Here is a 25,959-nt window from a genome sequence, read left to right on the forward strand (position 1 = left end):
TGAGCGCCGTCATTCCCGCGAAAGCGGGGATGACGGTATTGAGGAATCAGGACATCGCCGATGAGGATCGCCACCAAAGCCGCCGCCGCCCTCGCCCTGCTGGCCACGCCCCTGCCGGCGCTGGCGACGCAGCCGGGCGACACGATCCTGATCGCCAGCGATTCGACCGCGGCCAATTACAAGAAGGGCAATTATCCCCAGACCGGCTGGGGCATGATGCTGGGTTGCGGCCTGTCGCCCGAGGTGCGGGTGTCCAACCATGCGATGGGCGGCCGATCGACCCGTACCTTCATCGAGGAAGGGCGCTGGACGAAATTGATGAGCGAGTTGATGCCCGGCGACACGGTGCTGATCCAGTTCGGCCATAATGACGCCTATCGCGCCAAGCCGCAGCGCTGGGCGCCGGCGCAGACCGACTATCGCAACAATCTGCTGCGCTTCATCTGGGACGTGCGCGGCGCGGGCGGCACGCCGGTGCTGGTGACGCCGGTGACGCGGCGCAGCTTTGGCGCCGATGGCAAGGCCAAGGCCGACTTCGCCGAATATTCCGCCGTGATGCGCGAACTGGCGGCGAGCGCCCATGTGCCGATCATCGACCTGGAAGCGCTGTCGCGTGCCTGGGTCGACCGGGCCGGGCCGGACAAGGCGAAAGCCTATTTCCTCCACTACAAGGCGGAGGACAAGATGCCCGGCTTCCCCAAGGGGATCGACGACGATACCCATTTCAGCGAACTGGGCGCGCGCAATGTCGCCGATCTGGTCGCCGGCGGCCTCAAGGCGCTGAACCTGCCGATTTCGGCCAAAGTGCTGACGAGCCGGCCGGCGCTCAATCGGACCACGCCGCTGGGAAGGACCGAATGCCAATGACCATGCTTGACCGTCGCGGCCTGTTGACCGGTGCTGCCGTTGCTGCCGCCCTTGCGCCGATGGGCGACGCGCTGGCGCAGAGCTTTCCGCTGCCCCAGGGGTTTGTCCGCTTTCCGATCTGGCCGGGCAAGGCGCCGGGCAGCGAGCATGTGACGGTGAAGGAAGTGGAGACGCTGCGCCGGCCCGACAGCGGGCCGGACGATGGCGTGTTCGCCCATATCGTCACCCCGACCCTGACCCTGTTGCGGCCGGCAAAGCCCAATGGCGCGGCGATCATGCTGATCCCCGGCGGCGGATACAGCCGGGTGGCGATCGGCCATGAGGGCTATTCGATCGCGCGCCGCTTTGCCGAGGCGGGCTATGTCTGCTTCGTGCTGCTCTATCGCCTGCCGGCCGATGGCTGGGCCGCCGGGGCCGAAGCGCCGCTGCAGGATGCGCAGCGCGCGCTGCGGCTGGTGCGCAGCCTGGCGGGCAAGGAGAAGTTCGACGCCAATCGGGTGGGCGTGATCGGCTTTTCCGCCGGCGGGCACCTGGCCGCCTGGCTGACCAGCCGGACGCCGGTGGAAAGTTACAAGCCGGTCGATGCCGCCGATCGCGAGCCGATCAAGGCCGCCGTCGCCGCCTATATGTATCCGGTGATCCAGATGGAGGGGCCTTTCGTCCACAAGGGATCGCGCACGCAATTGCTGGGCGAGAATCCGTCGCCCGAGCGGATACGCGCCTATTCGCTGGACCAGGATGTGAGCGCGCAGACGCCGCCGGTGTTCCTGGCCCATGCGATCGACGATCCGGCAGTGCCGGTCGACAACAGCATCGCCATGCTGGCGGCGCTGCGGGCGCAGAAGATTCCGACCGAATGCCATTTGTTCGAAAATGGCGGCCATGGTTTCGGCATTACGGCGCAGGCCCAGTCGGCCGCGCCCTGGCCCGACCTGTTCCTGGCCTTTGCCAAGAGGCATGGCGTGTGACCCAGCATAAGGTTGCCCTGTTCGTCACCTGCCTGGTCGACATGATGCGCCCGCGCATCGGCTTTGCCGCGATCCGCGCGCTGGAGGCGGCTGGTTGCGACGTGGTCGTGCCCGAGGGCCAGACCTGTTGCGGTCAGCCGGCGCTCAACAGCGGCGATACCGAACATGCGATCGCGCTGGCCAAGCAGACGATCGTCGCGCTGGAACCCTATGAGGCGGTGGTGGTGCCGTCGGGGTCGTGCGGCGGCACGATCCGTTGCCATTATCCCGAGCTGTTCGAGCATGATCCCGCATGGCTGCCGCGCGCGCAGGCGGTGGCGGGCAAAACATGGGAGATCATGGCCTATCTGGACGAGATATGCGGGTGGAAACCCGAGGGCGTGGAGGTCACGGCCAAGGCGACCTATCATGACAGCTGCTCGGGGCTGCGCGAGCTGGGCGTCAAGGCGCAGCCGCGCCGGTTGCTGAAACCCATCGCCGGGCTGGAGCTGACGCCGCTGGCGGGCGAGGAGACCTGTTGCGGCTTTGGCGGCACTTTCTGCGTCAAATATCCGGCCATTTCCAACGCGATCGTCGGCGAGAAGGCGGACGCGATCGAGGCGACCGGCGCCGACCTGCTGCTGGCCGGCGACCTGGGCTGCCTGATGAACATGGCGGGCAAGCTCAACCGGCAGGGCAGCAAGGTGCGCGCCTTCCACGCGATCGAGCTGATCGCCGGCATGGGCGATGGCCCGGCGATCGGGGAAGAGGCATGAGCGGCGCACCGGCCGAAGCGACCAGTTTCAAGGACCGCGCCGACGCGGCGCTGGCCGACCGCATCCTGAAGGTCGCGGTCGAACGAACGGCAGGCACGGCCGAGGCCAAGCGCGCGGTCGCGGTCGACGCCTTTCCCGATTTCCAGGCAGCGCGCACCCGCGCGGCGGCGATCAAGGACCATGTCGTCGCCCATCTGGGCCATTATCTGGAGCAGTTCGAGGCGAACGCGACCGCGGCCGGGGCGAAGGTCCATTGGGCGCGCACCGCCGACGAGGCCTGCGACATCGTCATCGCCCTGTGCAAGACGGCCAAGGCCAAGAGCGTCGCCCGGTCCAAGTCGATGCTGGGCGAGGAGATCGGCCTGCCCCATGCGCTGGCCGAAGCGGGCATCGGCCGGGTCGAGACCGACCTTGCCGAACATATCATCCAGCTGGCCGACGAGCGGCCCTCGCACATCATCTGGCCGGCAATGCACAAGACCCGCGAACAGGTGTCCGCCCTGTTCAAGGCGAAGCATCGCACCCCGCATGAGGAAGAGACGATCGCCGCCATGGCGGAAAGCGCGCGGCGCGAGCTGCGCACCCAGATGCTGGGCGCGGATGTCGGCATTTCCGGCGCCAATTTCCTGATCGCCGACACCGGCGCGATCTGCACCGTCACCAATGAGGGCAATGCCGAGCTGTCGCTCGTCCCGCCGCGCGTCCATATCGTGACCGCCGGGATCGAGAAGATCGTGCCGAGCATGCCGCATGCCGTGCATATGCTGCGGATGCTGGCGCGATCGGCGACCGGCGCGGCGCTGACCCAATATACGACCTTCTACACCGGCCCCAAGCGCCCCGGCGACCGGGACGGGCCGGAAGAGATGCATATCGTGCTGGTCGACAATGGCCGCACCTGGATGCGCGAGGAGGGGCTGGCCGAGATGCTCCGCTGCATCCGCTGTGGCGCCTGCATGAACCATTGCGTCGTGTTCCGCCAGATTGGCGGCCATGCCTATGGCGGCACCTATCCGGGGCCGATGGGCGCGGTGCTGACCCCGGTGCTGGACGGGCTGAAGCAGAGCCGCGATCTGCCCAATGCCTGCACCATGAACGGCAAGTGCCAGGAAGTGTGCCCGGTGCGCATTCCGCTGCCGACGCTGCTGCGCGGCTGGCGCGAGAAGAGCTGGCGCGAGGGGCTGGAGCCGCAATCCTTGCGCGCGGGGCTGGGCCTATGGGCCTGGGTCGCGACCCGGCCGCGCCTCTATCGGATCGGCACCAGCATGGCGGTGCGGGCGATGCGGTTGCTGGGCAGCAAGGGCTGGGTCCGCACGCTGCCGCTGGCGGGCGGCTGGACCCGCTATCGCGACATGCCCAAGCCCGCGGCCCAGACCTTCATGGACCAATATCGCAAGGAAAACGGCCGATGAATGCGCGCGAGGCCATCCTTGGTCGGCTGAAAGATGACAGCGACATTGACATAGCGGCGGAGGCTGCGGCGCTGCTCGGCACGCCGGAGCGGCCGGCGGTCGATGGCGCCCAGGTCGAGGCGGAGTTTGTGGCGCGGCTGGCCCTGCCCAGCGTCAGCGCCAGTCATGACGTTATCGAAACGATATCGGACCTGCCCGCCGCCGTCGCGCGCTATCTGGATGCGCAGGGCGAGGCGCGCGCGCTGTGTCTGCCGCCCGACCCGCGCCTGTCGGGCTGCGACTGGAGCGGCTTTGCCCTGCATCAGGATGCCGCACCCGATGAGGCAGCGACGCTGGCGATTGCGCGCAAGGGCATTGCCGAGACCGGGTCGCTGATATTCGAGACCAGCCCGCAGGCGCCGATGCTGCCCAATTTCCTGACGCTGCATCATTTGGTGCTGCTGCGCGTGGCCGACATCGCCCCCTGGCTGGAGGAAGCGCCACTGGCCGGGCCGCAACCGCGCGCCCATTACTGGATCACCGGCGTGTCGGGCACGACCGATATCGAGGGCACCTATGTGCGCGGCGCCCATGGTCCCCGCTTCCTGCATGTCATCCTGCTGCGCGGCGATTTCCCTCATATGTCGGAACAATAGTCCACATTCCGGGAAAACAGGCTTACATTCGCCGCCTGCGCCGTTATAAGCTTGGCCAAAGTTTAGATGGAGATTCCCGATGTTCGACAAGACCTATTATGCGACCCACCCCGACATGATGGAGTGCGTGTCGAACGAGGAGCTGCGGGATCGCTATCTGATCGGCGGGCTGTTCCGTGACGGCGAATGCGTGCTGAACTACACCCATGCCGAACGCTTCGTGATCGGCGGCGTGGCGGTGGCTGACGCACCGGTGAAGCTGCCGGCGCAGACCGAGCCGGCCTCGGCGGCGGGCCATCCGTTCCTGGAGCGGCGCGAACTGGCGATCGTCAATGTCTCGGGCGTGGAAGGCAGTGTGACCGTCGATGGCGAAGTCTTCACGCTCGGCAACAAGGATTGCCTCTATGTCACCATGGGCGCCAAGGACGTGGAGTTCGCCGGCGCCGGCGCGCGTTTCTATCTCGCCTCCTGCCCGGCCCACAAGGCGTTCACCACCCGCAAGCTTGGCATCGCCGACGCCAATGCGCTGGAACGTGGTTCGCTGGAAGAGTCCAACGAACGCACCATCTTCCAGCTCGTCATCCCCGGCATCTGCGACAGCGCGCAGCTGGTCATGGGCCTCACGGTCCTGAAGCCCGGTTCGGTGTGGAACACCATGCCGCCGCACATCCATGAGCGCCGCAGCGAGATTTATTTCTATTTCGAGCTGGATGGCGATGCCGACCGCGTCTTCCACTATATGGGTGAGGGCGACGCGATGCGTCACATCGTCATGGCCAATGAGGAAGCCGTGATCTCGCCGCCCTGGTCGATCCATATGGGCTCGGGCACCAAGGCCTATGCCTTCATCTGGGCGATGGCGGGCGAGAACCAGGACTATACCGACATGAACGTGCTGGACATCTGCCAGCTGGCCTAAGCCAGAAGGGGGAGAGGCTGTCACGCCCTCTCCCCTCACATGCCCTCCCCTAACCCCTCCCTGAAGGGAGGGGGATTTGGAGCTTATATGAGCACTATCTTCGATCTTGGCGGCAAGGTCGCCATCGTCACCGGCGCCAATACCGGCATCGGCCAGGCGATCGCGCTGTCGCTCGCGGCGGCCGGCGCCGACATTGCGGCGGTCGGCCGCACCCCGGCGGAGGAAACCGTCGAGAAGGTCCGGGCGCTCGGCCGCGAGGCGGAGATCGTCTCGGCCGATCTTTCCAGCATCGAACCGGTGCAGCGCGTCGTCGACGAGACGATCGCGAAACTGGGCGGCCTCGACATCTTCATCAACAATGCCGGCATCATCCGCCGCGCCGACAGCGTCGACTTCACCGAGGAAGACTGGGACGCGGTGATCGACACCAATTTGAAGTCCACCTTCTTCCTCGCGCAGGCGGCCGGGCGGCACATGCTGGCACAGGGCAGCGGCAAGATCGTCAACATCGCCTCCTTGCTGTCCTTCCAGGGCGGCATCCGGGTGCCGAGCTATACCGCGTCGAAGAGCGGCGTCCCCGGCCTCACCAAGCTGCTGGCGAACGAATGGGCGGCCAGGGGCGTCAACGTCAACGCGATCGCGCCGGGCTATATCGCCACCAACAACACCGCCGCGCTGCAGGCCGACGAGACCCGCAACCGCCAGATCCAGGAACGCATCCCGGCCGGCCGCTGGGGCGACCCGAGCGACATTGGCGGCGCGGCCGTGTTCCTGTCGTCGCCGGCGGCCAACTATATCCATGGCCATGTCCTCGCCGTCGATGGCGGCTGGCTGGCCCGCTGATATCCCGTCCTGCGCCTGCCAGCGGGTGGGTGCAGGACAACCTTGACCAAAGAGGAGGGCTCAGCCTCCCGTTTCACCACAGGAGGACGGATGCCCGATATCGACCGGCGGAGCGCGTTGACGGGGGCTGCGGCCCTGTTGGGCGCCAGTCTCGCTCGCCCGGCCCATGCCGCCACCGCCTGCATCGTGACGACCCGCAAGGGCCGGGTTGCCGGCATCCGCGAGGGCGGCCTCCATGTCTTTCGCGGCCTGCGCTACGGCCAGGATACCGCGTCCCGCCGCTTTCAGGCACCGCTTGCGCCCGATAGCTGGACCGGGACGGCCGATGCCGGCGCCTTCGCGCCCTCCTGCCCACAACAGGGCAAGCAGGAGCCGGAGAGCGAGGATTGCCTGTTCCTCAATATCTGGACCCCCGGTCCGGACCCGCGCGCCAGGCGGCCGGTGATGCTCTATATCCATGGCGGCGCCTATTCCAACGGCTCTGTGGTGGATCCACTGACCTATGGCGACCGGCTCGCGGCGCAGGGCGATGTCGTGGTGGTGACCGTCAACCACCGGCTCAATATCTTCGGCTATCTCTATCTCGCCCGGCTCGATCCGCGCTTCGCCGACAGCGGCAATGCAGGCCAACTCGACCTTATCCTCGCGCTGCAATGGGTGCGCGACAATATCGCGGCCTTTGGCGGCGACCCCGGCAATATCCTGGTCTTCGGTCAGTCGGGCGGCGGCGCCAAGATCGCGACGATGATGGCAATGCCGGCCGCTATCGGCCTGTTCCATCGCGCCATCACCATGAGCGGGCAGCAGGTGACGGCTTCCGGCCCGCTCAACGCGACGAAGCGGGCGCAGGCCTATCTCGCCCGACTGGGCGTGAAGGCCGATGACCTGTCATCCTTGCTGTCACTTTCGACCGCGCAACTGGTGGAGGGGCTGGCAGCGCAAGACCCGATCTTGGGTGGCGGTCTCTATATGGGCCCGGTGCTCGACATGACGCATCTTGCGCGCCATCCCTTCTGGCCCGATGCGCCGCCCCAGTCACAGGCGATCCCGATGATGCTGGGCAACACCCATGACGAGACCCGTGCCTTCATCGATCCTCATGGCCCCAAGCTCCAGGGGCTGGATTGGTCCAACCTCGCCGCCCGGATCGCCCCGGAACTGCGCATGGACCTGTCACCCGAATGGATCGTCGCCCAATATCGCGCGCGCTATCCCGACTGGTCGGCGGAGCGCATCTTCTACGCCGCGACCACGGCCGGGCGCAGCTGGCCGGGGCAGGTGCTGGAGGCGGAGGCACGCGCCCGCGCCGATGCGCCGACCTGGGTCTATCAGGTCGACTTTGCCTCGCCGACCCAGCCCGAACGCGGCGCGCCGCACACTATGGACATCGCGCTCGCCTTCGGCACGCTGGAGGCGCAGGGCAGCTTCACCGGCACGGGCACAGGTGCCCAGGCCGCCTCGCGCGCGCTGATGCAGCGCTTCCTGGCCTTCGCCCGGCGCGGTGATCCCAATGGCAGCGGAATGGCGCCCTGGCCGCAATATCGGCTGGACCGGCGCCAGACGATGATCGTCGATGTCGACAGCCATGTGGAAAGCGATCCGCGCGGCTGGGAGCGGGAACTCTTCGCCCGCGTCCCCTATATCCAGCCGGGTAGCTGAACGCTGTTCGTTGCCGGGCCGCAACCAAAAGGGGGCGGGCGCGTTGAGTCCGCCCATGCAGTTGGAGGAACCGCATGGATACGCAGGATGTGGATTATGTCTCGGAACGCGGCGAGCTGCATTTTCTCGCTGCCCTGGTCGATGAACTGATGCGCCGGCTGATGCTGTCGGGCGTGCTCAGTCAGGCCGAACTCAACGCGATCGAGGCGGATGTCGCCAAGCGCATCGGCAATGTGCCGCGCGCCTGGTAACATGTCGGGTCAGTGGGCGACCGGATAGCTGATGATCAGCGCTAGCGGTTCCTTGCCGACCTGCCGGATGCCGACCTTGGCATCCTTGTAGAGATAGGCAGCCATGCCCGGCGTCAGCGGCTTTTCCACGCCGTCGGACGTCACCACCCCTTCGCCCGACAGGACATAATAGACCTCGTCATGGGCGATTGGATGGACGCCGATCGCCGCGCCGACATGCAGCACGCGCTTGCGGAATTCCATGCTGCGCGGCTGCGGCACGGCGTCGCTGATGCGATAGGCGGTCGACATGCCGATCTCGCCATGGGGCGGCGGCTCGTTCCGCATCACCTCGCGCTCGTCGACGACCACCATCGGCGGCGCGGCGGCGGCCACCAGCAACAGCACCAGGCTCATGGCTTTGGCTCCTGTCGCATCATCTTGTCGCGGTCCGACAGATGCTCGGTCGTTTCGTCCTTCTGGCCGGGATAGCGCCCCGATTTCGGCTCCATCGTGCCGAGGTTCCAGTCGCCCTCGACAAAGGGCGCGCGGGTCTGCGCGAACTTGGGATAGCCGCCCACCTGCTTCTCATTGTCGATGATCTCGCCGCGCCCTTCCGCCACGAAGAACAGTACACGCAGATCATCGGCATCCCGGTCCCAGGGGCGGGCGCCCGCACGCCACAGCACATGGGTCTCGACATCGCGGACCGGCAGAACGTCCAGCCCCTGCCACCAGGTCGGCGGCGTCTGCGTCTCGATCAGCTTGGCCTTGGTTTCGCCATAGCGGCCGAACATCGGCAATGGCTTGCCGAACTTGTCGACGGCCAGATTGTCCTTGCCATAATATTCCAGGTCGCCATCGCCGCCCAAGGTCAGGAAGGGCAGGCCGGTCGCCGTCGATACGCCGCCGCGCATGACATTGCCGACCGCCGCCAGCTTGCCATTCTGATAGGGATGTTCGCCCCATTCCAGCGCCATCAGGTTGTAATGCACGCCGCGCTCGCCCGGATCATAGATGATATTATTGACCACGGCGGCATGGACGCCGCCCTTCAGCAGCGGGTTGCGCTCGACATTATGGGCGTAGACGTTGCGATAAATCAGGATGTTGGTCGCGTTGTCGTGGATCAACGTCCCCTTGCTATGCTCGCCCTTGGGATGGCTGGCATTGGCCAGGCCCTCGGCCGCCAGATTATAGGAAAAGGTGATGTTGTGCGCCGTGTTGGTGCGCCATTCGTCGGGCGTCTTGCCGTTGAAGCGCGGGCCGGACGCCGACATATTCTCGTCGATCGCCCAGGTGAAGCTGCAATGGTCGACGATGATGTCATGGCCGCCGACCACCGACATGGCATCCGCCTCCCATCCGCTCAGCAGCGGCTGGTCGTCCACCCCGGTGCGCACGCGGATGTGGCGCATGATGACGTCATGGGTGGCGATGTCGATGCCCGACCGGATCAGGGTGATGCCGGGGGAGGGGGCGGTCTGGCCGGCAATGGTCAGATAGGGTTCGCGGATGGTGATGGTCTGGCGCGCCATGTCGATGACGCCGCCCACCTCGAACACGACGATGCGCGGGCCCTTCGCCTCCAGTGCCGCCTTCAGGCTGCCGGGGCCATCGGCCGCCAGCGTGGTCACGCGGATGACGCGGCCCCCTCGGCCGCCGGGCGTGGTCGATGCCCAGCCGACGGCGCCCGGAAACGCGGTCGTTGCGCTGGATGCGCTGGTCCTGGTCGGGGCGGCGGATAGGGTTGCGGGCAGGGGGATCAGGGCAAGGCCGGCAAGCGGCAGGGCGATCAGTCTGGCGGTTATTTTCATGCTTCCGAAAGCTCCTCTCCTGGCCAGACTTGCACCGTGACGGCGATGATGCAAGCAATTTGACACCGGTGTCGAATCTGTTTGCAATCATTGTGGCAGCGAGGCGAAGGCGCGGGCTGCGCTCCGTCATTCTACGTCATGTGGCCCATATTGCGGTGCAAAATGGCTCGATATGGACGCTTTTCCTACAGGAGGGTGCGGAAAATCGCCGCGAGCGCTGGCCTGGCAGCTTCAGACATAATTGCCGCAATGATCATTGACATTGATCCGCAGTCGGGTCACAAGTTTCTGACACCGGTGTCTTCAAGGGGACAACATCGGGCCGCACCCCCAAAGAGGCGTGGCGGAAATATGGAGGGATGTTTCTATGATTGCGTTCGTACAGGCTTCGTCCGCCCGGAAATGGCTGTCCGCAGCCTCGACCCTGGCATGCGCCATCGCCTGCGTTTCCGCCGCTCAGGCACAGGCTCAGTCCGTGCAGGGCGATGCCGCGGTTGCGCCGGATCAGGGGCAGGCGGATGCCGCAGCCCAGGAATCCGACATCATCGTCACCGGTTTCCGCCAGTCGCTGGGCGCGGCGATCAACCTCAAGCGTCAGTCGGTCAGTTCGGTCGATGCGATCGTGGCGGAGGATATAGCCAAGTTCCCCGACCAGAATCTCGCCGAATCCCTGCAGCGCATCCCCGGCATCTCGATCCAGCGTGACGGCGGCGAAGGGCGCGCGATCACCGTGCGCGGCCTGGGAGCGCAGTTCACCCGCGTGCGCGTCAACGGGCTGGAAACGGTCGCCACCTCGACCGATGGTGCCAGCTCGAACCGCGATCGCTCCTTCGATTTTAACGTCTTCGCGTCCGAACTGTTCAGCTCGCTGGTCGTACACAAGACCGCCGAGGCCTCGCTGGACGAAGGCTCGCTCGGCGCCGTGGTCGATCTCAACACCGGCAACCCGCTTGGTGGCAAGGAAGGGTTGACCCTCGTCGGTTCGGCGACTGCCTCCTATAATGACCTGGCCAAGAATTGGGGGCCGCGCCTGGCCGGCATAGCGTCCTGGAAATCGGCCGACGGCCGTTTCGGCGTTGCCCTGTCGGCGGCCTATTCGACGCTCGATACCAAGGAACTGGGCAATAACAGCGTGCGCTGGGCCCAGGCCCGCTTCGACAATGTCAATGGCACCGCCTGCTTCACCCAGCCCAATTCGGGCGGTTCCTATATTCCGAGCGCAGCCTGTAACGATGCCGCGCTGTCCTTCCATCCCCGCATTCCGCGCTATGGCGAGGTGCGTCATGATCGCGAGCGGCTCGGCCTGACCGGATCGGTACAGTTCGCCCCGACCGACGCGACCAAGATCTCGATCGATGGCCTCTATTCGCGCTTCAAGGAAACCCGCGAAGAGAAATGGGGCGAGGTGCTGCTGCGCTCCAACGAGCGGTCGATCAATGTCGTCAATCCGGTCTATGACGATAATGGCAACATGATCTCGGCCACGCTCAACGACGCCTGGGTCCGCACCGAACATTATCTGCGCAAGTCGAGCACCGAATTCTATCAGGTCGGCGGCACCTGGGACCAGGATGTGACGGACAAGTTCCGCTTCACCCTGCTGGGCGGCCTGTCCAAGTCCAACGCCGACATTCCGGTCGAAACCACGGTGGTCTTCGATGATCGCGATGCCCAGGGCTATAGCTATGACTATAGCGACATGAAGCATCCCAAGCTGACCTTCGGCACCAGCGTGATCGATCCGGCCAATTTCCAGCTCGCCGAAATCCGCGACCGTCCGTCCAACACCACCAACCGGTTCAAGACTGCGCAGTTGCGCACCGAATGGGACGCGGCCGAGGGCCTGACCGTGAAGGTCGGTTCGATGTGGCGCCGGTTCGACTTCAAGACCGTCGGCTATCAGCGCGATACCGCCGTCTGCGGCAATGGCGGCAAGGATCTGGTGCTGGGCACCATCACCTGCTCGCCGACCAGCCTGTTCGGCCCGAGCGCCGTCTATGGTTTCCAGGCCACGCCGGAATTGAGCGAACTCTTCACCCTGGGCAAGGCGGGCCAGCCGTCAGGCACTACCACCCAGTGGCTGATCCCCAATCTGGACGCGGCGACCGCCTATACCAAACTCTATGACCGCGCGCTGGCGCTGGACGTCGGCAACAACCGGTCGGTGCGCGAGGAAGTGACCGGCGGCTATTTCCAGTTCGATGCCAAGGGCGACCTGTTCGGCCTCGAATATGCGCTGAACGCGGGCATGCGCTATGCCAAGACCGACCAGCGCTCGACCGGCCTCAATGGCGGCATCCCGGTCACGATCAAGCGCAGCTATGAGGATTGGCTGCCGGCCGCCAACCTGGCCCTCTTCCCGACCGACAAGCTGGTCATTCGCGCGGCGGTGGCCGATGTGATGACCCGCCCGACCTTGGGCAGCCTGACGCCGGGCGGTTCGGCCGACGGCTTCCAGTATCGCGTCAGCTACGGTAACCCCTATCTCAACCCCTATCGCGCGACCGCCTATGACCTGGCTGTCGAATGGTATTTCGCGCCCCAGTCGCTCTTCTCGGTCGCCCTGTTCAAGAAGGATGTGCAGAGCTTCCCGGTCGCCGCGACCATTTCCAACGCGACCTTCGCGGAAACCGGCCTGCCGGCTTCGGTGCTGGTCAGTTCCTCGCCCGCCGCGCTCAATCCGGCGCTGCAGGCGGAACCGATCTGGACCATCGCGACCACGGTGAACGGCACCGGCGCCTCGCTCAAGGGGGCGGAAATCGCGCTGCAGCTGCCCTTCACCTTCCTGCCGGGCATCTTCAAGCATTTCGGCATCCTGGCCAACGCGACCTTCATCGACTCCAACGCCACCTATAATGTGTCGGGGCCGGCGGTCGTGCCGGGTGGCGGCCTGGTCAATGTCGCGCGGGAGAATACGTTGTTCGGCGTGTCGAAGCGGGCCTATAACGGCACCCTCTATTATGACGACAACCGCTTCAGCGCGCGCGTCTCGGCCAGCTATCGCGGGCCTTATAGCGACCAGAACAGCGGCACCGGCAACGTCTTCGAAGGCTATAATTCGACCGTCAATGTCGATGCCTCGGTCCGTTACAAGGCGACCGACTGGCTGGAATTCACTCTCGACGGCATCAACCTGACCGATGAATATCGCGGCCGCTACACCGACCTCGATGCCAATCGCAACTATGAGTACAACCATTTCGGCCGCACCTTCCAGTTCGGCGCGCGCGTGAAAATGTAGCCTGTTCTTTCGGGTCGCGCCATCACGGGCCAGCCGCCTTCTGCACGAGGTGGCTGGCCCTTTTTTTGGGCCCGCAGTGGGGCAGGGATAGTGCCGGGCAGACGACAGCCATAGTCCATTCACGCAATGACATTGACTCGCGTTAGCGTTCTCAAATATGGCGCCGCCAAGAATATTTGGGGGATTATATGGTGCGGTCGTCTTTCTTCTTTTCCGGGGCGGCGATCGTCGCACTGGCCGGTGCTGCTCTGGCCAGCCCCGCCCTGGCGCAACAGGCGCCGGATGCCGATATGGACCAGGCCCGCGCCGACATCATCGTCACCGGCGAAAAGAGCGCCCGCACCCTGCAGCAGACCCCGACCAGCATCGCCGTCGTCACGCCCGAGACGATCGAGCGCGAGGCGCTGATCACCATCCAGGACGTCTATAACCGCACCGCCAACCTGTCCGAAACCTATGGTTCGTCCGGCTTCACCATCCGCGGCATCAGCAACAGCGGCGTCGGCGCGGGCGGGCAGGCAGACGCCGCCAGCGTCTATGTCGATGGCGCGCCGGTGCCCAAATGGGCGCTCTATGGCGGCCCGACCGACCTGTGGGATGTGCAGCAGGTGGAAGTGCTGCGCGGCCCGCAATCGACCATCCAGGGCCTCAACGCGCTGGCCGGCGGCATCGTCATCACCAGCAAGGATCCGTCGCTGACCCGCTGGGGCGGTGACGCGCGCGTGCTGTGGAGCGAATATGATGATCGCACCTTCTCCGCCGCGATCGGCGGACCGATCATCAAGGATGAACTGGGCATTCGCCTGTCGGCCGAGCGCCGCAACGATCGCGGCCTCATCTACAATGTCACCCGCGACGAATATAGCGACGCGCTGGAATCGCTCAATCTGCGCGGCAAGATCAAATGGACGCCCCAGGCGATTCCGGGATTGGAGGCGGTCGCCAGCTATAATCGCGTGCGGCGCGACGGCGGCTATCTCTACGAATATGCCCGCACCGACGTGCCCAATTATTTCAACCATCGCGTCGCCACCGGCGACCAGCCCAGCCGGGGCAAGATCGACAGCGACCTTGCCGTCTTCAACATCAGCTATCCGCTGGCCCAGGGGCTGAAACTATCGAGCGTCACCTCCTGGAACCGCTCGCGCGTTCATTCGGTGATCGATACCGACGGCACGCCGCAGGATATCCAGGCGATCGACAATCGCTATAATTACCGTACCCTGACCCAGGAAATGCGCCTCAACTATGATGGCGAACGGCTGAGCGGCCTGCTGGGCGCCTGGTATTATCGCCGCACTGGCAGCATCGACCAGAATAGCCGGGTGAACATCGATACGCCGACCGCCACCATCGCCGCCCTGCTGCGCGCCAATGGCGCGACCGCTGCGCAGGCGACCTTCCTCAGCAATGCCTATGCGGCACAACTGCCGGTCATCCCGGTCGCCTATTCGGCTGACCAGCCCGAAAAAGTGGAGACGATGGCGCTGTTCGGCGATGCGCGTTTCAAGCTGACCGACCGGCTGACCCTGATCGGCGGTTTCCGCTACGATCATGAGCGCAACCGCTATGCTGCGCAAACCGTGGCGACCTTCAACGGCACGCTGCCCAATGCCAATTTCCTCGGCGCCGCCTATGCCCCGATCATTTCGCTGATCAACCAGGGCGTTCTGGGGCTGGTCGACGATGCCTCCTCGCCGCTGGCGTCCAACAGCCGCAGTTTCAACGCCTTCCTGCCGAAGGCGGGGATCAGCATGGACTGGACGCCGGACCTCACCACCGCCTTCACCGTCCAGCGCGCCTATCGCTCGGGCGGCTCCAGCCAGAACCCGGCCCGCGCCCTCTTGGTCGCCTATGATCCGGAATATAGCTGGAACTATGAAGGCTCGCTGCGCTCCAAATGGCTGGACGGGCGCCTGACGCTCAATGCCAATGCCTTCTATATGACGTGGAAGGACCAGCAGGTCACCGCCTATTTCGGCCAGAATGCCTATGATTATAACACGGTGAACGCCGCCGGATCGCATCTTTACGGGTTCGAGGTGGAGGCGGATGCCACTATCGCGCGCGGCATCGATCTCTATGGCTCGGTCGGCCATGTCCGCACCAAATTCACCGACTTCGTCCTGCCCGCCGGGGCGACCTGCACGGTTGATCTTAGCGACACCCAATTCCCCTATGCGCCGCGCTGGACCCTGTCGGGCGGCGTCAATGCGCAGTTCGGGCCGGGCTTCGTTGCCAATCTCAACGCCAGTTACCGTTCGTCGGTCTTCACCGGCGTCGGTCAGGATCAGGGCCAGTACAAGGTCGGTGGCCGCACGGTCGTGAATGGCAAGATCGGTTATGAGACCGATCATTGGTCGCTGTTCGTCTTCGCCCGCAACATCCTCAACGAGGATTATATGCAGTACCAATATGCCGCGATCCATCAGGCGATCCTGGGCGAACCCCAGACCGTCGGCGTCGGCGCGAGCGTCCATTGGTGATCGCGCTCGCCAGCCTGCTGCTCATCGCCGGCGGCGCCCTGGGCGCTGCCCTGTTGCGCCGCTCCTGGGTGCGGCGGGACCGCTCCGTGCTTGGCCTGCTGCTGGCGGGATGGGCCATATTGATCGGCCTGCTGGTCGCTGCCTTCCTGCTGATCGGGCCGGTCAAGGGGCTGGCCTTGGGACTGGCGATGGAGGGGATCGGCGCGCTCGCCATCATCTGGTTTGGCCGGGTCCGGCGCAAGGCGGCGCGGGTGCGCGATGGCGATGTCGCGCCCGAGCCGCTGGAGGAGCCCGGCCGCTTCTGGCGCGGGGTGCTCCGCGCCTTGCTCGCCGGGCCGCTCGGCATGACGGCGGCGATGGGTGTCGCCTTTTGCGTCACCGTCTATCTGCCCGGTGATCCGCGCACCCGGATCGTGCTTGGCGGCCTGTTGCTTCCGATCCTCTGGGGGCTGGCCATGACCTGGACCCTGGCGGACCGTCGCCTGCTTCGCGCCACCGCCGTGCTGGTGGGCACCAGCATCATCGGCTTCGGCCTCGCTGCCTTGGGAGGGGCCGCATGAACGACCAGAGCGTCCAGACCAACAGCCGGGCAAAGAAATGGCGTTGGCCCTTGTCGCCCGAAACGGTGCGATCGGTGCTCAGCAGCCATTCGGTGCTCGGCCTCGCCTTTGCCGCGATCATCTATATCGTCTGCCTGACCGGCACGGTCGCCGTGTTCGCGCCCGATCTGGAACGGTGGGAAGTGCCGGCGACGCCGGTGGTGACCAGCCTGTCGGATGCCTCTGCCGCCCGCGCCATCGCCGAAGCGGCCAGGCGTGCGCCGGCCGACACCACCCTCTATCTGTCGCTGCCAACCGCGAAACAGGATGGCGCCAGCCTCACGGCCTTCAGTGCGACCTATGAACATAAATGGGCCGTGGCGGCCGATGGCGCGCTGTCCGATCTCGAAGCGGTCTGGACCGAATTCCTGATCCACCTCCATATCAACCTGCATCTGCCGCGCAGCTGGGGGCAGTTCATCGTCGGCCTGACCGGCGTGGCGCTGCTCTCCTCTTTGGTGTCGGGCATATTGGCGCATCCGCGCGTCCTGCGCGATGCCTTCCACCTGCGCCTGGGCGGTTCGCGCCGCCTGCAGGAGGCGGACCTGCACAATCGCCTCGGTATCTGGGCCTTGCCCTTTCACTTCACCCTGGCGCTAACCGGCGCGCTGCTGGGCCTCAGCACCATCATCGTCGCGATGCTGGCGATGCTGCTCTATCGCGGCGACATGGGGAAGGTCTATGAACTCTTCCTCGACCCGCCGCCCAAGGTTGACGCGCGCGCCGCGCCCATTCCCGATATCGCCCGGCTGATCGCCGATGCCCGCGCCCGCGCGCCGGCGGCCGTTGCGGACAATATCATGGTCGAACGCCCCGGCCGCGCCGATATGCGCATCTCGATCCACAGCGGCCGGCCGCACTTGCTGACCCTGCAGGATGAGGTGCAATATGATGCGCGCGGGCAACTGCTCCATCAGGAACAGCCGCAGGATCTGGTCGCCGGCACCCGGATGCTGAGCGGCATCGGCCAGCTGCATTTCGGCTGGTTCGGCGGGCTGCCCGTGCGGATCGCCTATGGCCTGCTCGGCATTGCGCTCTGCATCGTCACCTCCAGCGGCGTAACCATCTGGCTGGCCCGCCGCCGCGATCGCGGCCGGCCCGCGCCGCAATGGGAACGGATCTGGGCAGCGATCTGCTGGGGCCAGCCGGTCATCCTCGTCCTCACCGCCGTTCTGGCCTTCGCCCTGCCGCAAGCGCCGCTGCCGCTGGCCTGGCTGGGCTTCACCATCCTGTCGGTGCTGGCCGCCGGCATGGCGAAGGCGCTGCCCGGTCCGCGCCTGTCGCGCGGCCTGCAATGGGCGTTGGTCGGCGGCCTGCTGGCGGTGGCGCTGCTGCACGGCGCACCGCTGCTGGCGGGCGGGCAGGGGCTGCTGGTCGACCTGTTGCTGCTTGCCGGTGGCATCGGCCTGCTGCTCGCGCTGCTGCGCAGCCGCGCTCCGGCAAAGGTCTAGGGCCGGGGCTTGCCATTCCCTTCCCGTAAACGGGAGGGGCAGCGAGACTTGCGCGCGCAGCGCGCTAGTCACAGCGGGGTGGGCTTGCGCGACGCTGCCCCGGCTTTCCTACTCGGCCCATCTCTGATCTACCCTTGGGGATGCAAGAGCCGCCCCATCTCCTCGCCAGACCACCCGCCTGTCGCGTGGCTGTCGCTTCATTGTCGCCTTGGTGTCGCGTCGAAGACGCTCGGGCGTGACCCATTTCCCCCGCCACTGTCGCGTCACAGGCGCATGACCGGCGCGTCGTGGGTGCATCACAGGCGCATTGGCCCGAAATAGCCCGCACGACACTGTGAACTTCGCCTGTCGCGTCCCGTGTCGGCCCCAATCGGCCTAAAGCGCGCGAAAACGGAAGTCGGTGAAGCGCGCTTCACCCGCACCGGCGGAATAGAGGCCGGGGCGCAGCATCAGGAAGCCGCCGCGCACATTATGGTGATAGCCCGACACTTCCATCCCCCGGTCGAACCGCTTCCAGCTCCTGCCGTCATCGCCGCTGACGTGAAAGCGGATGATATGCCGGTCGTTGGTGACGCGCATCCGCATCCGGCGGCCATGGGGATTGGCGGGGCGGCCGCGTTCGATGCCATATTGATGGGTGACGAACCGCTCCTGGTCGAAGCCAAGCCCGCAATACAACTGTTCGTCATAGAAGAGCAGCAGTCCGGCGACGCCACCCGGCGCGATCTCGATCATGCATTCGAACTGATAGGCCTGATCGCCCGCCACCAGCAGCAGCGGCGACGAACTGGAGGGGGCGGTGCCGCTGGCCTTCAGGACCAGCGATCCGCCCTCGACCCGCGCCCGCTGCGCCTCCTGCGGCGAAGGCTTGAAGAAATTCCATCGCGATCCCAGGCGCAACACACTGAAATCATCCGACAGTGGCTGGCCATGCGGCCCGGCCTGGCCGCCCCTGGGCTTGGCGATCGGTTGCGACAGATCGCCGCCGGTCATGCGGAACCAGCCATCCGCCGTCCATTCGACCGGGTCGAGCAACGTCTGCCGCCCCAATGTCCAATAGCCATTTTCATAGCCATGATAGACCGACCACCAACTGCCATCCGGTCCCTCGACCAAGGTGGCATGGCCGCGCGACCACCATTTTTCGGCGCGGTCGACGGTGCGCACGATCGGGTTGGCCGGGCAATTTTCCCACGGTCCATGGATCGACCGCGACCGGGCGGCGATCACCATATGGCCGGTCGGTGGCCCGGCGGTGCCGCCAACGGCGGTCACCAGATAGAAATAGCCCTTATGGCGCAAAATCTTGGGGCCTTCGGGCGAGAAGCCCTCCACATCCCAGTCGTCGGGATAGTGCCAGGGGTCATAGACATGTTCGGGCTGGCCGACGGTCGCCAGACCATCGTCGGTCAGGCGCACCCGGTCGCCGCCCGACAGGAACAGCCAGCGCGATCCATCCTCGCCCACCGCATGGCCCGGATCGATATGGTTGGGCAGATTGAGGTCGATCGGATCGCTCCACGGCCCCTCGATCCGATCGGCCCAGATCACATAGCTGGTGTTGGGAGACGCCTTGACCGGGATGTAGAGATAATAGCGGCCCTTGTGCTTGCACAGTTCAGGCGCCCAGACCGATCCGATATTCTTGTGCAGCGCCGGGCCGATCGGCCGCCAGTTCACCAGGTCGCGCGAATGCCAGATGATGAGTCCGGGATAGGAATCGAAGGTCGAGAAGGTCATGTAATAATCCGCGCCATCCTTGAGGATGGTGGGATCGGGATGATCGCCCGCGATCAGCGGATTGAGGAAGCGGCCGTCGCCCAGATCGGCGATGCGCTGATTGTCGAAGCCGCGCCGCCAGTCGGGCGCGGGGGCAGGCGTGGCCGGTGGAGCAGGGGGTGCCGCCCGCGCCTCGCTCAAACCACCTGCCAGCGCCGCCGAAGCCGTCGCCAGCAATGCGTCCCGTCGGCTGACTGCCATGACCCTCTCCCGATTATTGATACCGGTTACCTAAGGGCCATGACCTGATGCTGTCAAATGGCGCGGACCTGATCCTCGTAAAGCTCCAGCGGCAGTCCGTCTGGGTCGGCGAAGAAGGTGAAGCGCCGGTCGGTATATTCGTCCACCCGCACGGGCTCGCACGCCACGCCATGGCGTTCGAGCCGGGCGACTTCTGCATCCAGGTCGCTGACGGCAAAGGCAAGGTGGCGCAGGCCACAGGCTTCCGGGCGCGAGGGACGCGGCGGCGGATTGGGGAAGGAGAAAAGCTCGATCTGCGCGCCGCCGACCGCCAGATCGCATTTCCAGCTGTCGCGTTCGGCGCGATAGACCTCGTTCAGCACGGCAAAGCCGAGAATGTCGACATAGAAATGGCGGGACCGGGCATAGTCGGACCCGATGATGGCGATATGATGGATGGCGTGCATCGCCCAGCGCTATCGCGGGATGCGCCCGTCGCGCAATGGCTATCCGGCGATCAGTGCCTGAAGGTCGAGCAGCGCCCGGCCGAAGGACAGGCCTTGCGGCCCGGCGACGAAGCGGGGTTCCCACTCCGGCCCGAACTTGTCTTTGTAGGCGCGCAGTCCTTCAAAGCCGTAGAGCGCATTGCCATGCTGGTAGAGCAGCGCCCCCAGCTTCGACCAGAGCGGTGCCAGTCGGCGCGCCTCCAGCCCGGAAAGCGGGGCGAGGCCGAGGTTGAACCAGCGATAACCCTGTGCCTTGCCCCACAGCATCAGGTGGATGAACAGAAAGTCCATCGTGCCATAGGGGGCGCCGTCATCATGGCGCATCAGGTCGACCGACAGTTCGGACCGGTCGGCCGCGGCCCAGATATTGGCGAAGGCGACGATCTTGCCCTCCTGCCGCACCACGGCGCAGTCGAACCGCGCCATATAGGCGCGATCGAACCGGCCGACGCTGAAGCATTTTTCCTTATGCCCCTTGGCCTGGAGCCAATTAGCGGAAATCTCGGCCAGCCGGTCCATTTCCTTGTCCAGCATGGCGGCGGGGATGATCTCGAAACTGGCGCCCTCACGCGCCGCGCGCCGCTCGGCATAGCGCAGCGGCTTGGCATCCGGGCCGTCCAGCGTGAAACCGGCCAGATCGACATGCGCTTCCTCGCCATATTTGACGATCTGCAATCCCAGCTCGATCGCCAGCGGCAGCATGTCCTGGCTGATCTGGTAGAGCAGCAGGCGGCCCTGCGCCGCATCGGCCTGTTCGCGCAGCCGCCAGAGCAGATCCGCCCACTCGCTTCGGGCGCCGACGGGATCGCCCATGACGATCCAGCTATGCCCCCTGATCTGGTACATCAGGCAACAGGTGCCGCCATCCGACACCAGGAAGCGCTTGTCGCCGATATAGGCAAGATTGGCGTCGGTGCGTTCGGCCAGCGCCAACGCGGCCTCCGGCGGGACGGCGGCATTGCTGGCCAAGGCGGGAATGGTCGCGGCCGGGCGCAGCAGGCGCCACAGCGCTACACCGATCAGCAGGACGGCAACGGCCAGGCTGGCGCGCAGGAAACGCGAGGCATCGGCGCGGGCGGCAAAATGCCACCAGAGGTCATTCTGATATTCGACATGCTTGTAGGCGAAGAAGCCGATCCAGACCGACAGGGCCAGAACCACCGCGACCGTCGCCAGCCAACCGGGGGTGAAGGCGTCGGCGATCAACTGGGTCCGACGATAGAAGGCCGGGCGCGCCCATTGCAGCAGCGCGGCGATCAGCAGCATCGCCGCCGCTTCCTCATAATCAAGCCCCTTGAGCAGCGAGAAGATCGCGCCGGCCAGCAACAGGATACGCGTCAGCCAGAAGGCCCCGTCCAGCCGGCGGTAAAGGCCGGCCGACAGGATCAGCAGCGCCGCGCCGACCAGGCTGCCGGCCATGTGGGAGGCTTCGAGGAAGGGCAAGGGCACGACACTGTTGAGGGTCGCGACCCGGTGCGGGATGGCCGGGAGCGAGCCCGATACCAGCAGGATGGCGCCGCCAAGGAAGACGAGCGCTGCCGTCATGATCGGCGCAAGGCCGGTCGTGACGGCCTGCAGGCCGCGCAGGGTGCGGCGCAACGGCTGCCGCCAGCGCCAGCCTTCCTGCGCAACGATGATGCCGACTGCGATCAGCAGCGGCAGGATATAATAGACCAGCCGATAGGCGAGCAGCGCGGCGACCAGTTGCGGCCGGTCCACGCCGGGCAGGGCGGCAAGCATCACCAGTTCGAACACGCCGACGCCGCCGGGCACATGGGTCAGCAATACGGCGACGATGGCGAGCGCATAGCCCAGGAAGAAGGCAGGCCAGGCATGGAGGCCGACGCCGGGAACGAGGACGAACAGCGCAGCGCTGGCCGCGGCGAGATCGATCACGCCGATGCCGATCTGGCAGAATATGCGCGAGGCAGGCGGCAGCGGCAGGGACATGCGGCCAAAATGCAGCATCCGTCCCTGGCGGCCGGCAAAGAGGATCAGGCCGATGATGGCCGTGAGGGTCAGGCTGCCCGCTAAACGCAGCATTGGCGCGGACAGGCGGACATCGCCCATCGACAGCGTCTCCGGCCGCCAGACCAGCATGGCCGCCGCCAGCGTCAGGACGCCGCCCCAGAAGGTGGCGCCAGCGATCGCGACCACCCGCGCTACATCGGCAACACCCAGCCCCGCCGCGCTGTAGATGCGGTAGCGCGCCGATCCGCCGGTCAGCAGCGACAGGCCCAGATTATGGCTGAGCGTATAGCTGGTGAAGGAAGCGAGCGCCGCCGTGCCATAGGACAAGGGGCGGCCGATCGAGCGCAGCGCCAGTACGTCGTAGAAGGTGAGCGTGACATAGCTGATCGCGGTCAGCAGCAGGGCGGGGATCAGGGCTGTCGGGCCAAGTGCGTGAAAGGCTGCGCGAATGTCGCGCACATGCACATCGTGCAGCAGATGGTAGAGCGCGACGAAACCGAGCGCGGCGAGCAGCACGACCAGCCCGACCGACAAGGGCGTCTGGTAACGGCGCAAATATGTCATGGCCCCCATGGCGCGTCTACCCCGTCGTGACCCGGTGCCAGAGCTGGCTACGGCAGAAGAGGCCGCCTAGGATGCAGCCGGAAATCTTCAGCTGGTCCGGCCCCTGCTGGTCGATGGTGGAATAGAAGGTCCGTCCCATGTCGGGCACATAGACCCGCCCGGCCCAATGGCCCGGCCCCTTGGGGCGATAATCCTGCAACAGGGTGGTGCCGACCAGATGCGGGATGCCGGCATCGCTGGCATCGGCCAGCGCCTCGGCATTGGCGTGGCTGACCCAGCCGCACAATCTGTCCTGGCAGGCGGCGGTCGTGACCGTGACGCTGCCGCGCGGATTGATCCAGGAACCCAGCACCGGATCGGCCGTCATCGCCGGAACGGCAACGATCAGGCTGATGCCGGCAAGGAACAGGCGCAAGGCGTGATGCATGGGTCAGATCTTCCGGATCAATCCCTGCCGGGCGAAGGCCGCGTGCAGGACATGGTAGAGCGCATCGACATCATGGTGCAATGGATGCCCGCCCGGCAGCGCGACGGTCTGCCCATTGGGCTGGTGCAGCAATGGGCACAGGCTGGCCGCTTCCTCCTGTCCATGGACGCAGAGCAAAGGCGCCCAGTCGAGCTTGCGCGCGGTCGGCAGGGCGTCCGCCTCCGCCATAGCAAAGGTGAACATCTCACCGGGCGAAGCGCGATATTCGACCGTGGCGCCTGGCACGACCAGTGCGACCATGGCTATGGCCCGGCGTTGGGCAGCGGGCAGCGTGGCAAGGCCGACATGCGCCATGTCGGCGCCGAAGGACTGGCCGATCAGGATGACTGGCGCGGCGGGATCGATGTTGCGGGCCAGGGCCAGGGCCTGGCTGATCAGTGCGGTGGCCTCTGCCGGGCTGCGGGTCTTGCGAAAATAGGTCAGCGAATTGACGCCGACGGTCGGCAGGCCGTCTCGCGTCAGGCGTGCCATGATGCCCGGCCCCATGCCGACCTTCATGCCCATGTCGCCCGACAGGATGATGGCGATCGGCGTGCCATGGCCCGGCTGATAGCCCTGTGGGCGGGAGAGGGAAAAGGGATCGCCGTCCAGATAGCCGAGCCATTGGAAGGTCGCTGCCAGCAGAGCGAGGATCAGGATGGGCAGGATATACCGGATGCTCTTGCCACCGCGCGCCATCATGCCGTCTCCTCGATCGACCCGAGCGCCCGGCACGTCGGGAGGAGACCGACGTACCGGGCTGTGAGCGGTCGGAACAAGACCCACGCGTTCCGACCGTTCGGCCAGCTGGTCCAAGCTGGCCTGTTTCGTGCCACCCAAGGGGGAGGGGAGGTGGCACGACCGATATGGTCCATGACGGCCTGCGGTAGCGTGGCTGGAAGATGAACTTTTGGAGAGGAGGCCGTCAGATCCGGCGAGCCACCGCGCCGGCGGCCCAGCCCATGCCGACGGCCAGGGCGATGGCGGTCAGGCCATAGAGGAAAGACCAGCGTTCAGCCGCGACGGCCATGAACTGTTCGAAGCCCGATTTGCGAACATGGATGTCGCGCACCGCCGCTGCTACGACGCGGCCATCCTGCACCAGGAAGGTTTCGGCGGTATAGTCGCCCACGATCACACGGGCCGAGAGCGGCAGGCGGGCGCGATAGAGCACGTCGTCGCTGATCTCCACTGTGCCGGGGCGTTCGACGAACAGGCCGTTGCGCTGGCGCAGATCGACCAGGCCAGCCTGGAACCGGTCCAGCTCCGCGCTGTCGTTGAGCGAGGAGGGGGAGAGTTGCAGCTTGTCGACGCCCAGTTCGTAGATCGCCGCTGTGCGTTCATCGACGATCTGGGCGATCGGCCGGGAGGAGGCCATGGCGTAGAAGCTGGGCGCAGAGCGAAAGCGGGCGCGGTCGGCATTGACCCAGATGCCGGCGACCTTCTGCTTCTCGCGCATGGTGATCGACTGTTCGGGGCCCTTCAGCACGACGACGATGTCCGCCGGCTTGTCCGGACGCCGACCGTCGGGATAGACGATGGCGCCGAACAGCAGCAGGTCCGCGCCGGTGAAGCTGTACTGGATCTCGACCTCGCGCTGCGACACATCGGGCACCAGTTGTGGTTCATCGGCGGCACTCAGCAGCAGGACCAGGGCCGGCAGGATGAGGCGGGATATCCTCATTTCACGTCGATCGTGAAGATTTCGTCGGGCCGCCAGCCCAGCCCCAACGCCATGCGCGCGGCGACCAGCAGCACGATCGTGGCGAGCAGGATGCGCAGATATTCCGGGCGGATCGTCATCGACAGCCGGGTGCCGACCTGCGCGCCGGTGACGCTGCCGATCAGCAGCAGCATGGCCAGCACCAGATCGACCGCCTTGGTCGTCATCGCATGCATCATGGTCGTCGCCATGGTGACGAACAGGATCTGAAACAGCGACGTGCCGACCACCGACTGGGTGTTCATGCCGAGCAGATAGAGCATCGCCGGCACCAGGATGAAGCCGCCACCCACGCCCAGCAACATGGTCAGGATGCCGGTCGCCATGCCCAGCAGCAGCGGCGCCAGTGGCGAGATGTAAAGGCCCGAGCGATAGAAGCGCCAGCGCATCGGCAGTGCGGCGACCAGCGGATGGTGGCGGCGCTTGCGCGCCTGCATGCGCTTGCCGGTCTTGAGCGCGATCAGTGCCTGGATCGACTCCTTCGCCATCAGCGATCCGATGCCGCCCAGCATCAGCACATAGAGGATGCCGATCACCGTATCGATCTGCCCCAGCGACTGGAGCAAGCGGAAGATGAGGACGCCAAGGCCCGCGCCGACCACGCCGCCGGCGATCAGTACGCCGCCCATGCGGAAATCGACGGTGCCGCGCGACATGTGGGTGACGACGCCGGACACGCTGGCGCCGGTCACCTGGCTGGCGGCAGAGGCCGCTGCGACCGTGGGCGGGATGCCATAGAAGATGAGCAGCGGCGTGGTGAGGAAGCCGCCACCCACGCCGAACATGCCCGACAACAGGCCGACGACGCCACCCAGTCCGATGATGACCAGGGCGTTCACCGACAGATTGGCGATGGGCAGGTATAGATCCATGCCCCATCGGGTTAGA

At 65.8% G+C, this 25,959-nt stretch carries 22 protein-coding genes; 13 read left to right on the forward strand and 9 right to left on the reverse strand.

Features of this window, described 5'->3' with window-relative positions; genetic code table 11:
- Positions 1-60: 60 nt before the first annotated feature.
- The 9 genes from AC13EK_RS14920 (at position 61) to AC13EK_RS14960 (ending at position 8,309) form a co-directional block, all read left to right on the forward strand.
- Positions 61-867: a rhamnogalacturonan acetylesterase gene (locus AC13EK_RS14920; protein ID WP_069338789.1), complete on the forward strand. Its 807-nt coding sequence runs from the start codon at positions 61-63 to the stop codon at positions 865-867.
- Positions 864-1,835, forward strand: coding sequence for an alpha/beta hydrolase (locus AC13EK_RS14925; RefSeq protein WP_069338788.1), 972 nt, complete (start codon positions 864-866; stop codon positions 1,833-1,835). The genes AC13EK_RS14920 and AC13EK_RS14925 overlap by 4 nt, the downstream gene beginning before the upstream one ends.
- Positions 1,832-2,590, forward strand: coding sequence for a (Fe-S)-binding protein (locus AC13EK_RS14930; RefSeq protein ID WP_069338787.1), 759 nt, complete (start codon positions 1,832-1,834; stop codon positions 2,588-2,590). The genes AC13EK_RS14925 and AC13EK_RS14930 overlap by 4 nt, the downstream gene beginning before the upstream one ends.
- Positions 2,587-4,002, forward strand: a complete 1,416-nt coding sequence (locus AC13EK_RS14935) for a lactate utilization protein B (protein ID WP_069338786.1) — start codon at positions 2,587-2,589, stop codon at positions 4,000-4,002. Before AC13EK_RS14930 ends, AC13EK_RS14935 begins: the two co-directional genes overlap by 4 nt.
- On the forward strand, positions 3,999-4,637 hold the full coding sequence (locus AC13EK_RS14940; protein ID WP_069338785.1) for a LutC/YkgG family protein: 639 nt from the start codon (positions 3,999-4,001) through the stop codon (positions 4,635-4,637). The genes AC13EK_RS14935 and AC13EK_RS14940 overlap by 4 nt, the downstream gene beginning before the upstream one ends.
- Before the next feature lie 79 nt (positions 4,638-4,716).
- Positions 4,717-5,556 carry a 5-dehydro-4-deoxy-D-glucuronate isomerase gene (gene kduI, locus AC13EK_RS14945; RefSeq protein WP_097384064.1) on the forward strand — a complete coding sequence of 280 codons (840 nt, stop codon included), beginning with the start codon at positions 4,717-4,719 and terminating at the stop codon, positions 5,554-5,556.
- Positions 5,557-5,643: 87 nt separating this feature from the next.
- Positions 5,644-6,399, forward strand: coding sequence for a 2-dehydro-3-deoxy-D-gluconate 5-dehydrogenase KduD (kduD, locus tag AC13EK_RS14950; protein WP_483022260.1), 756 nt, complete (start codon positions 5,644-5,646; stop codon positions 6,397-6,399).
- Positions 6,400-6,489: 90 nt separating this feature from the next.
- Positions 6,490-8,058: a carboxylesterase/lipase family protein gene (locus AC13EK_RS14955; RefSeq protein WP_069338713.1), complete on the forward strand. Its 1,569-nt coding sequence runs from the start codon at positions 6,490-6,492 to the stop codon at positions 8,056-8,058.
- A gap of 74 nt (positions 8,059-8,132) precedes the next feature.
- Positions 8,133-8,309 carry a hypothetical protein gene (locus tag AC13EK_RS14960; RefSeq protein WP_164488846.1) on the forward strand — a complete coding sequence of 59 codons (177 nt, stop codon included), beginning with the start codon at positions 8,133-8,135 and terminating at the stop codon, positions 8,307-8,309.
- 9 nt (positions 8,310-8,318) lie between these two features.
- Here AC13EK_RS14960 and AC13EK_RS14965 read toward each other — a convergent pair whose 3' ends face one another.
- Positions 8,319-8,705 (reverse strand): cupin domain-containing protein, encoded by a 387-nt coding sequence (locus AC13EK_RS14965; RefSeq protein ID WP_069338712.1) that lies wholly within the window; start codon positions 8,703-8,705, stop codon positions 8,319-8,321.
- Positions 8,702-10,105, reverse strand: coding sequence for a pectate lyase family protein (locus tag AC13EK_RS14970; RefSeq protein WP_069338711.1), 1,404 nt, complete (start codon positions 10,103-10,105; stop codon positions 8,702-8,704). Before AC13EK_RS14970 ends, AC13EK_RS14965 begins: the two co-directional genes overlap by 4 nt.
- 367 nt (positions 10,106-10,472) lie before the next feature.
- Here AC13EK_RS14970 and AC13EK_RS14975 point away from each other — a divergent pair, with 367 nt between their 5' ends.
- From AC13EK_RS14975 to AC13EK_RS14990, 4 genes are all read left to right on the forward strand, one after another.
- Complete coding sequence (locus tag AC13EK_RS14975) at positions 10,473-13,346, forward strand: TonB-dependent receptor (protein WP_069338710.1); 2,874 nt, start codon at positions 10,473-10,475, stop codon at positions 13,344-13,346.
- 188 nt (positions 13,347-13,534) lie between these two features.
- Positions 13,535-15,832, forward strand: a complete 2,298-nt coding sequence (locus AC13EK_RS14980) for a TonB-dependent receptor (protein ID WP_483022261.1) — start codon at positions 13,535-13,537, stop codon at positions 15,830-15,832.
- Positions 15,826-16,392 carry a hypothetical protein gene (locus AC13EK_RS14985; RefSeq protein ID WP_017502002.1) on the forward strand — a complete coding sequence of 189 codons (567 nt, stop codon included), beginning with the start codon at positions 15,826-15,828 and terminating at the stop codon, positions 16,390-16,392. The genes AC13EK_RS14980 and AC13EK_RS14985 overlap by 7 nt, the downstream gene beginning before the upstream one ends.
- A complete protein-coding gene (locus tag AC13EK_RS14990; protein ID WP_069338708.1) occupies positions 16,389-17,882 on the forward strand; it encodes a PepSY-associated TM helix domain-containing protein in 1,494 nt (497 codons plus the stop codon). The genes AC13EK_RS14985 and AC13EK_RS14990 overlap by 4 nt, the downstream gene beginning before the upstream one ends.
- Before the next feature lie 375 nt (positions 17,883-18,257).
- On the opposite strand, the gene AC13EK_RS14995 is transcribed toward AC13EK_RS14990, so the two are convergent.
- The 7 genes from AC13EK_RS14995 to AC13EK_RS15025 all read right to left on the reverse strand — a co-directional run bounded on the left by AC13EK_RS14995 (position 18,258) and on the right by AC13EK_RS15025 (position 25,943).
- Positions 18,258-19,862, reverse strand: coding sequence for a family 43 glycosylhydrolase (locus tag AC13EK_RS14995; RefSeq protein WP_069338707.1), 1,605 nt, complete (start codon positions 19,860-19,862; stop codon positions 18,258-18,260).
- A gap of 53 nt (positions 19,863-19,915) precedes the next feature.
- Entirely contained in the window at positions 19,916-20,308 is a 393-nt protein-coding gene (locus tag AC13EK_RS15000) for a VOC family protein (protein WP_069338706.1), read from the reverse strand.
- 39 nt (positions 20,309-20,347) lie between these two features.
- Positions 20,348-22,891, reverse strand: coding sequence for a bifunctional lysylphosphatidylglycerol flippase/synthetase MprF (gene mprF / locus AC13EK_RS15005; protein ID WP_069338705.1), 2,544 nt, complete (start codon positions 22,889-22,891; stop codon positions 20,348-20,350).
- Positions 22,892-22,898: 7 nt separating this feature from the next.
- Positions 22,899-23,309: a DUF2147 domain-containing protein gene (locus AC13EK_RS15010; RefSeq protein WP_069338704.1), complete on the reverse strand. Its 411-nt coding sequence runs from the start codon at positions 23,307-23,309 to the stop codon at positions 22,899-22,901.
- Between the two features lie 3 nt (positions 23,310-23,312).
- Complete coding sequence (locus AC13EK_RS15015; protein ID WP_069338703.1) at positions 23,313-24,050, reverse strand: AcvB/VirJ family lysyl-phosphatidylglycerol hydrolase; 738 nt, start codon at positions 24,048-24,050, stop codon at positions 23,313-23,315.
- A gap of 223 nt (positions 24,051-24,273) precedes the next feature.
- A complete protein-coding gene (locus tag AC13EK_RS15020; protein ID WP_069338702.1) occupies positions 24,274-25,032 on the reverse strand; it encodes a TIGR02186 family protein in 759 nt (252 codons plus the stop codon).
- Entirely contained in the window at positions 25,029-25,943 is a 915-nt protein-coding gene (locus AC13EK_RS15025; protein WP_069338701.1) for a sulfite exporter TauE/SafE family protein, read from the reverse strand. The genes AC13EK_RS15020 and AC13EK_RS15025 overlap by 4 nt, the downstream gene beginning before the upstream one ends.
- Positions 25,944-25,959 lie beyond the last annotated feature (16 nt).

The sequence above is a fragment of the Sphingobium sp. L-44 genome (assembly GCF_056859495.1).

What these genes read in the sequence shown, in the direction of transcription:
- AC13EK_RS14920 (WP_069338789.1), top strand. Translation starts at nt 61, where the DNA reads ATGAGGATCGCCACCAAAGCCGCCGCCGCCCTCGCCCTGCTGGCCACG.
- AC13EK_RS14925 (WP_069338788.1), top strand. Translation starts at nt 864, where the DNA reads ATGACCATGCTTGACCGTCGCGGCCTGTTGACCGGTGCTGCCGTTGCT.
- AC13EK_RS14935 (WP_069338786.1), top strand. Translation starts at nt 2,587, where the DNA reads ATGAGCGGCGCACCGGCCGAAGCGACCAGTTTCAAGGACCGCGCCGAC.
- AC13EK_RS14940 (WP_069338785.1), top strand. Translation starts at nt 3,999, where the DNA reads ATGAATGCGCGCGAGGCCATCCTTGGTCGGCTGAAAGATGACAGCGAC.
- kduI (WP_097384064.1), top strand. Translation starts at nt 4,717, where the DNA reads ATGTTCGACAAGACCTATTATGCGACCCACCCCGACATGATGGAGTGC.
- kduD (WP_483022260.1), top strand. Translation starts at nt 5,644, where the DNA reads ATGAGCACTATCTTCGATCTTGGCGGCAAGGTCGCCATCGTCACCGGC.
- AC13EK_RS14955 (WP_069338713.1), top strand. Translation starts at nt 6,490, where the DNA reads ATGCCCGATATCGACCGGCGGAGCGCGTTGACGGGGGCTGCGGCCCTG.
- AC13EK_RS14960 (WP_164488846.1), top strand. Translation starts at nt 8,133, where the DNA reads ATGGATACGCAGGATGTGGATTATGTCTCGGAACGCGGCGAGCTGCAT.
- AC13EK_RS14965 (WP_069338712.1), bottom strand. Translation starts at nt 8,705, where the DNA reads ATGAGCCTGGTGCTGTTGCTGGTGGCCGCCGCCGCGCCGCCGATGGTG.
- AC13EK_RS14970 (WP_069338711.1), bottom strand. Translation starts at nt 10,105, where the DNA reads ATGAAAATAACCGCCAGACTGATCGCCCTGCCGCTTGCCGGCCTTGCC.
- AC13EK_RS14975 (WP_069338710.1), top strand. Translation starts at nt 10,473, where the DNA reads ATGATTGCGTTCGTACAGGCTTCGTCCGCCCGGAAATGGCTGTCCGCA.
- AC13EK_RS14980 (WP_483022261.1), top strand. Translation starts at nt 13,535, where the DNA reads ATGGTGCGGTCGTCTTTCTTCTTTTCCGGGGCGGCGATCGTCGCACTG.
- AC13EK_RS14990 (WP_069338708.1), top strand. Translation starts at nt 16,389, where the DNA reads ATGAACGACCAGAGCGTCCAGACCAACAGCCGGGCAAAGAAATGGCGT.
- AC13EK_RS14995 (WP_069338707.1), bottom strand. Translation starts at nt 19,862, where the DNA reads ATGGCAGTCAGCCGACGGGACGCATTGCTGGCGACGGCTTCGGCGGCG.
- AC13EK_RS15000 (WP_069338706.1), bottom strand. Translation starts at nt 20,308, where the DNA reads ATGCACGCCATCCATCATATCGCCATCATCGGGTCCGACTATGCCCGG.
- mprF (WP_069338705.1), bottom strand. Translation starts at nt 22,891, where the DNA reads ATGGGGGCCATGACATATTTGCGCCGTTACCAGACGCCCTTGTCGGTC.
- AC13EK_RS15010 (WP_069338704.1), bottom strand. Translation starts at nt 23,309, where the DNA reads ATGCATCACGCCTTGCGCCTGTTCCTTGCCGGCATCAGCCTGATCGTT.
- AC13EK_RS15015 (WP_069338703.1), bottom strand. Translation starts at nt 24,050, where the DNA reads ATGATGGCGCGCGGTGGCAAGAGCATCCGGTATATCCTGCCCATCCTG.
- AC13EK_RS15020 (WP_069338702.1), bottom strand. Translation starts at nt 25,032, where the DNA reads ATGAGGATATCCCGCCTCATCCTGCCGGCCCTGGTCCTGCTGCTGAGT.
- AC13EK_RS15025 (WP_069338701.1), bottom strand. Translation starts at nt 25,943, where the DNA reads ATGGATCTATACCTGCCCATCGCCAATCTGTCGGTGAACGCCCTGGTC.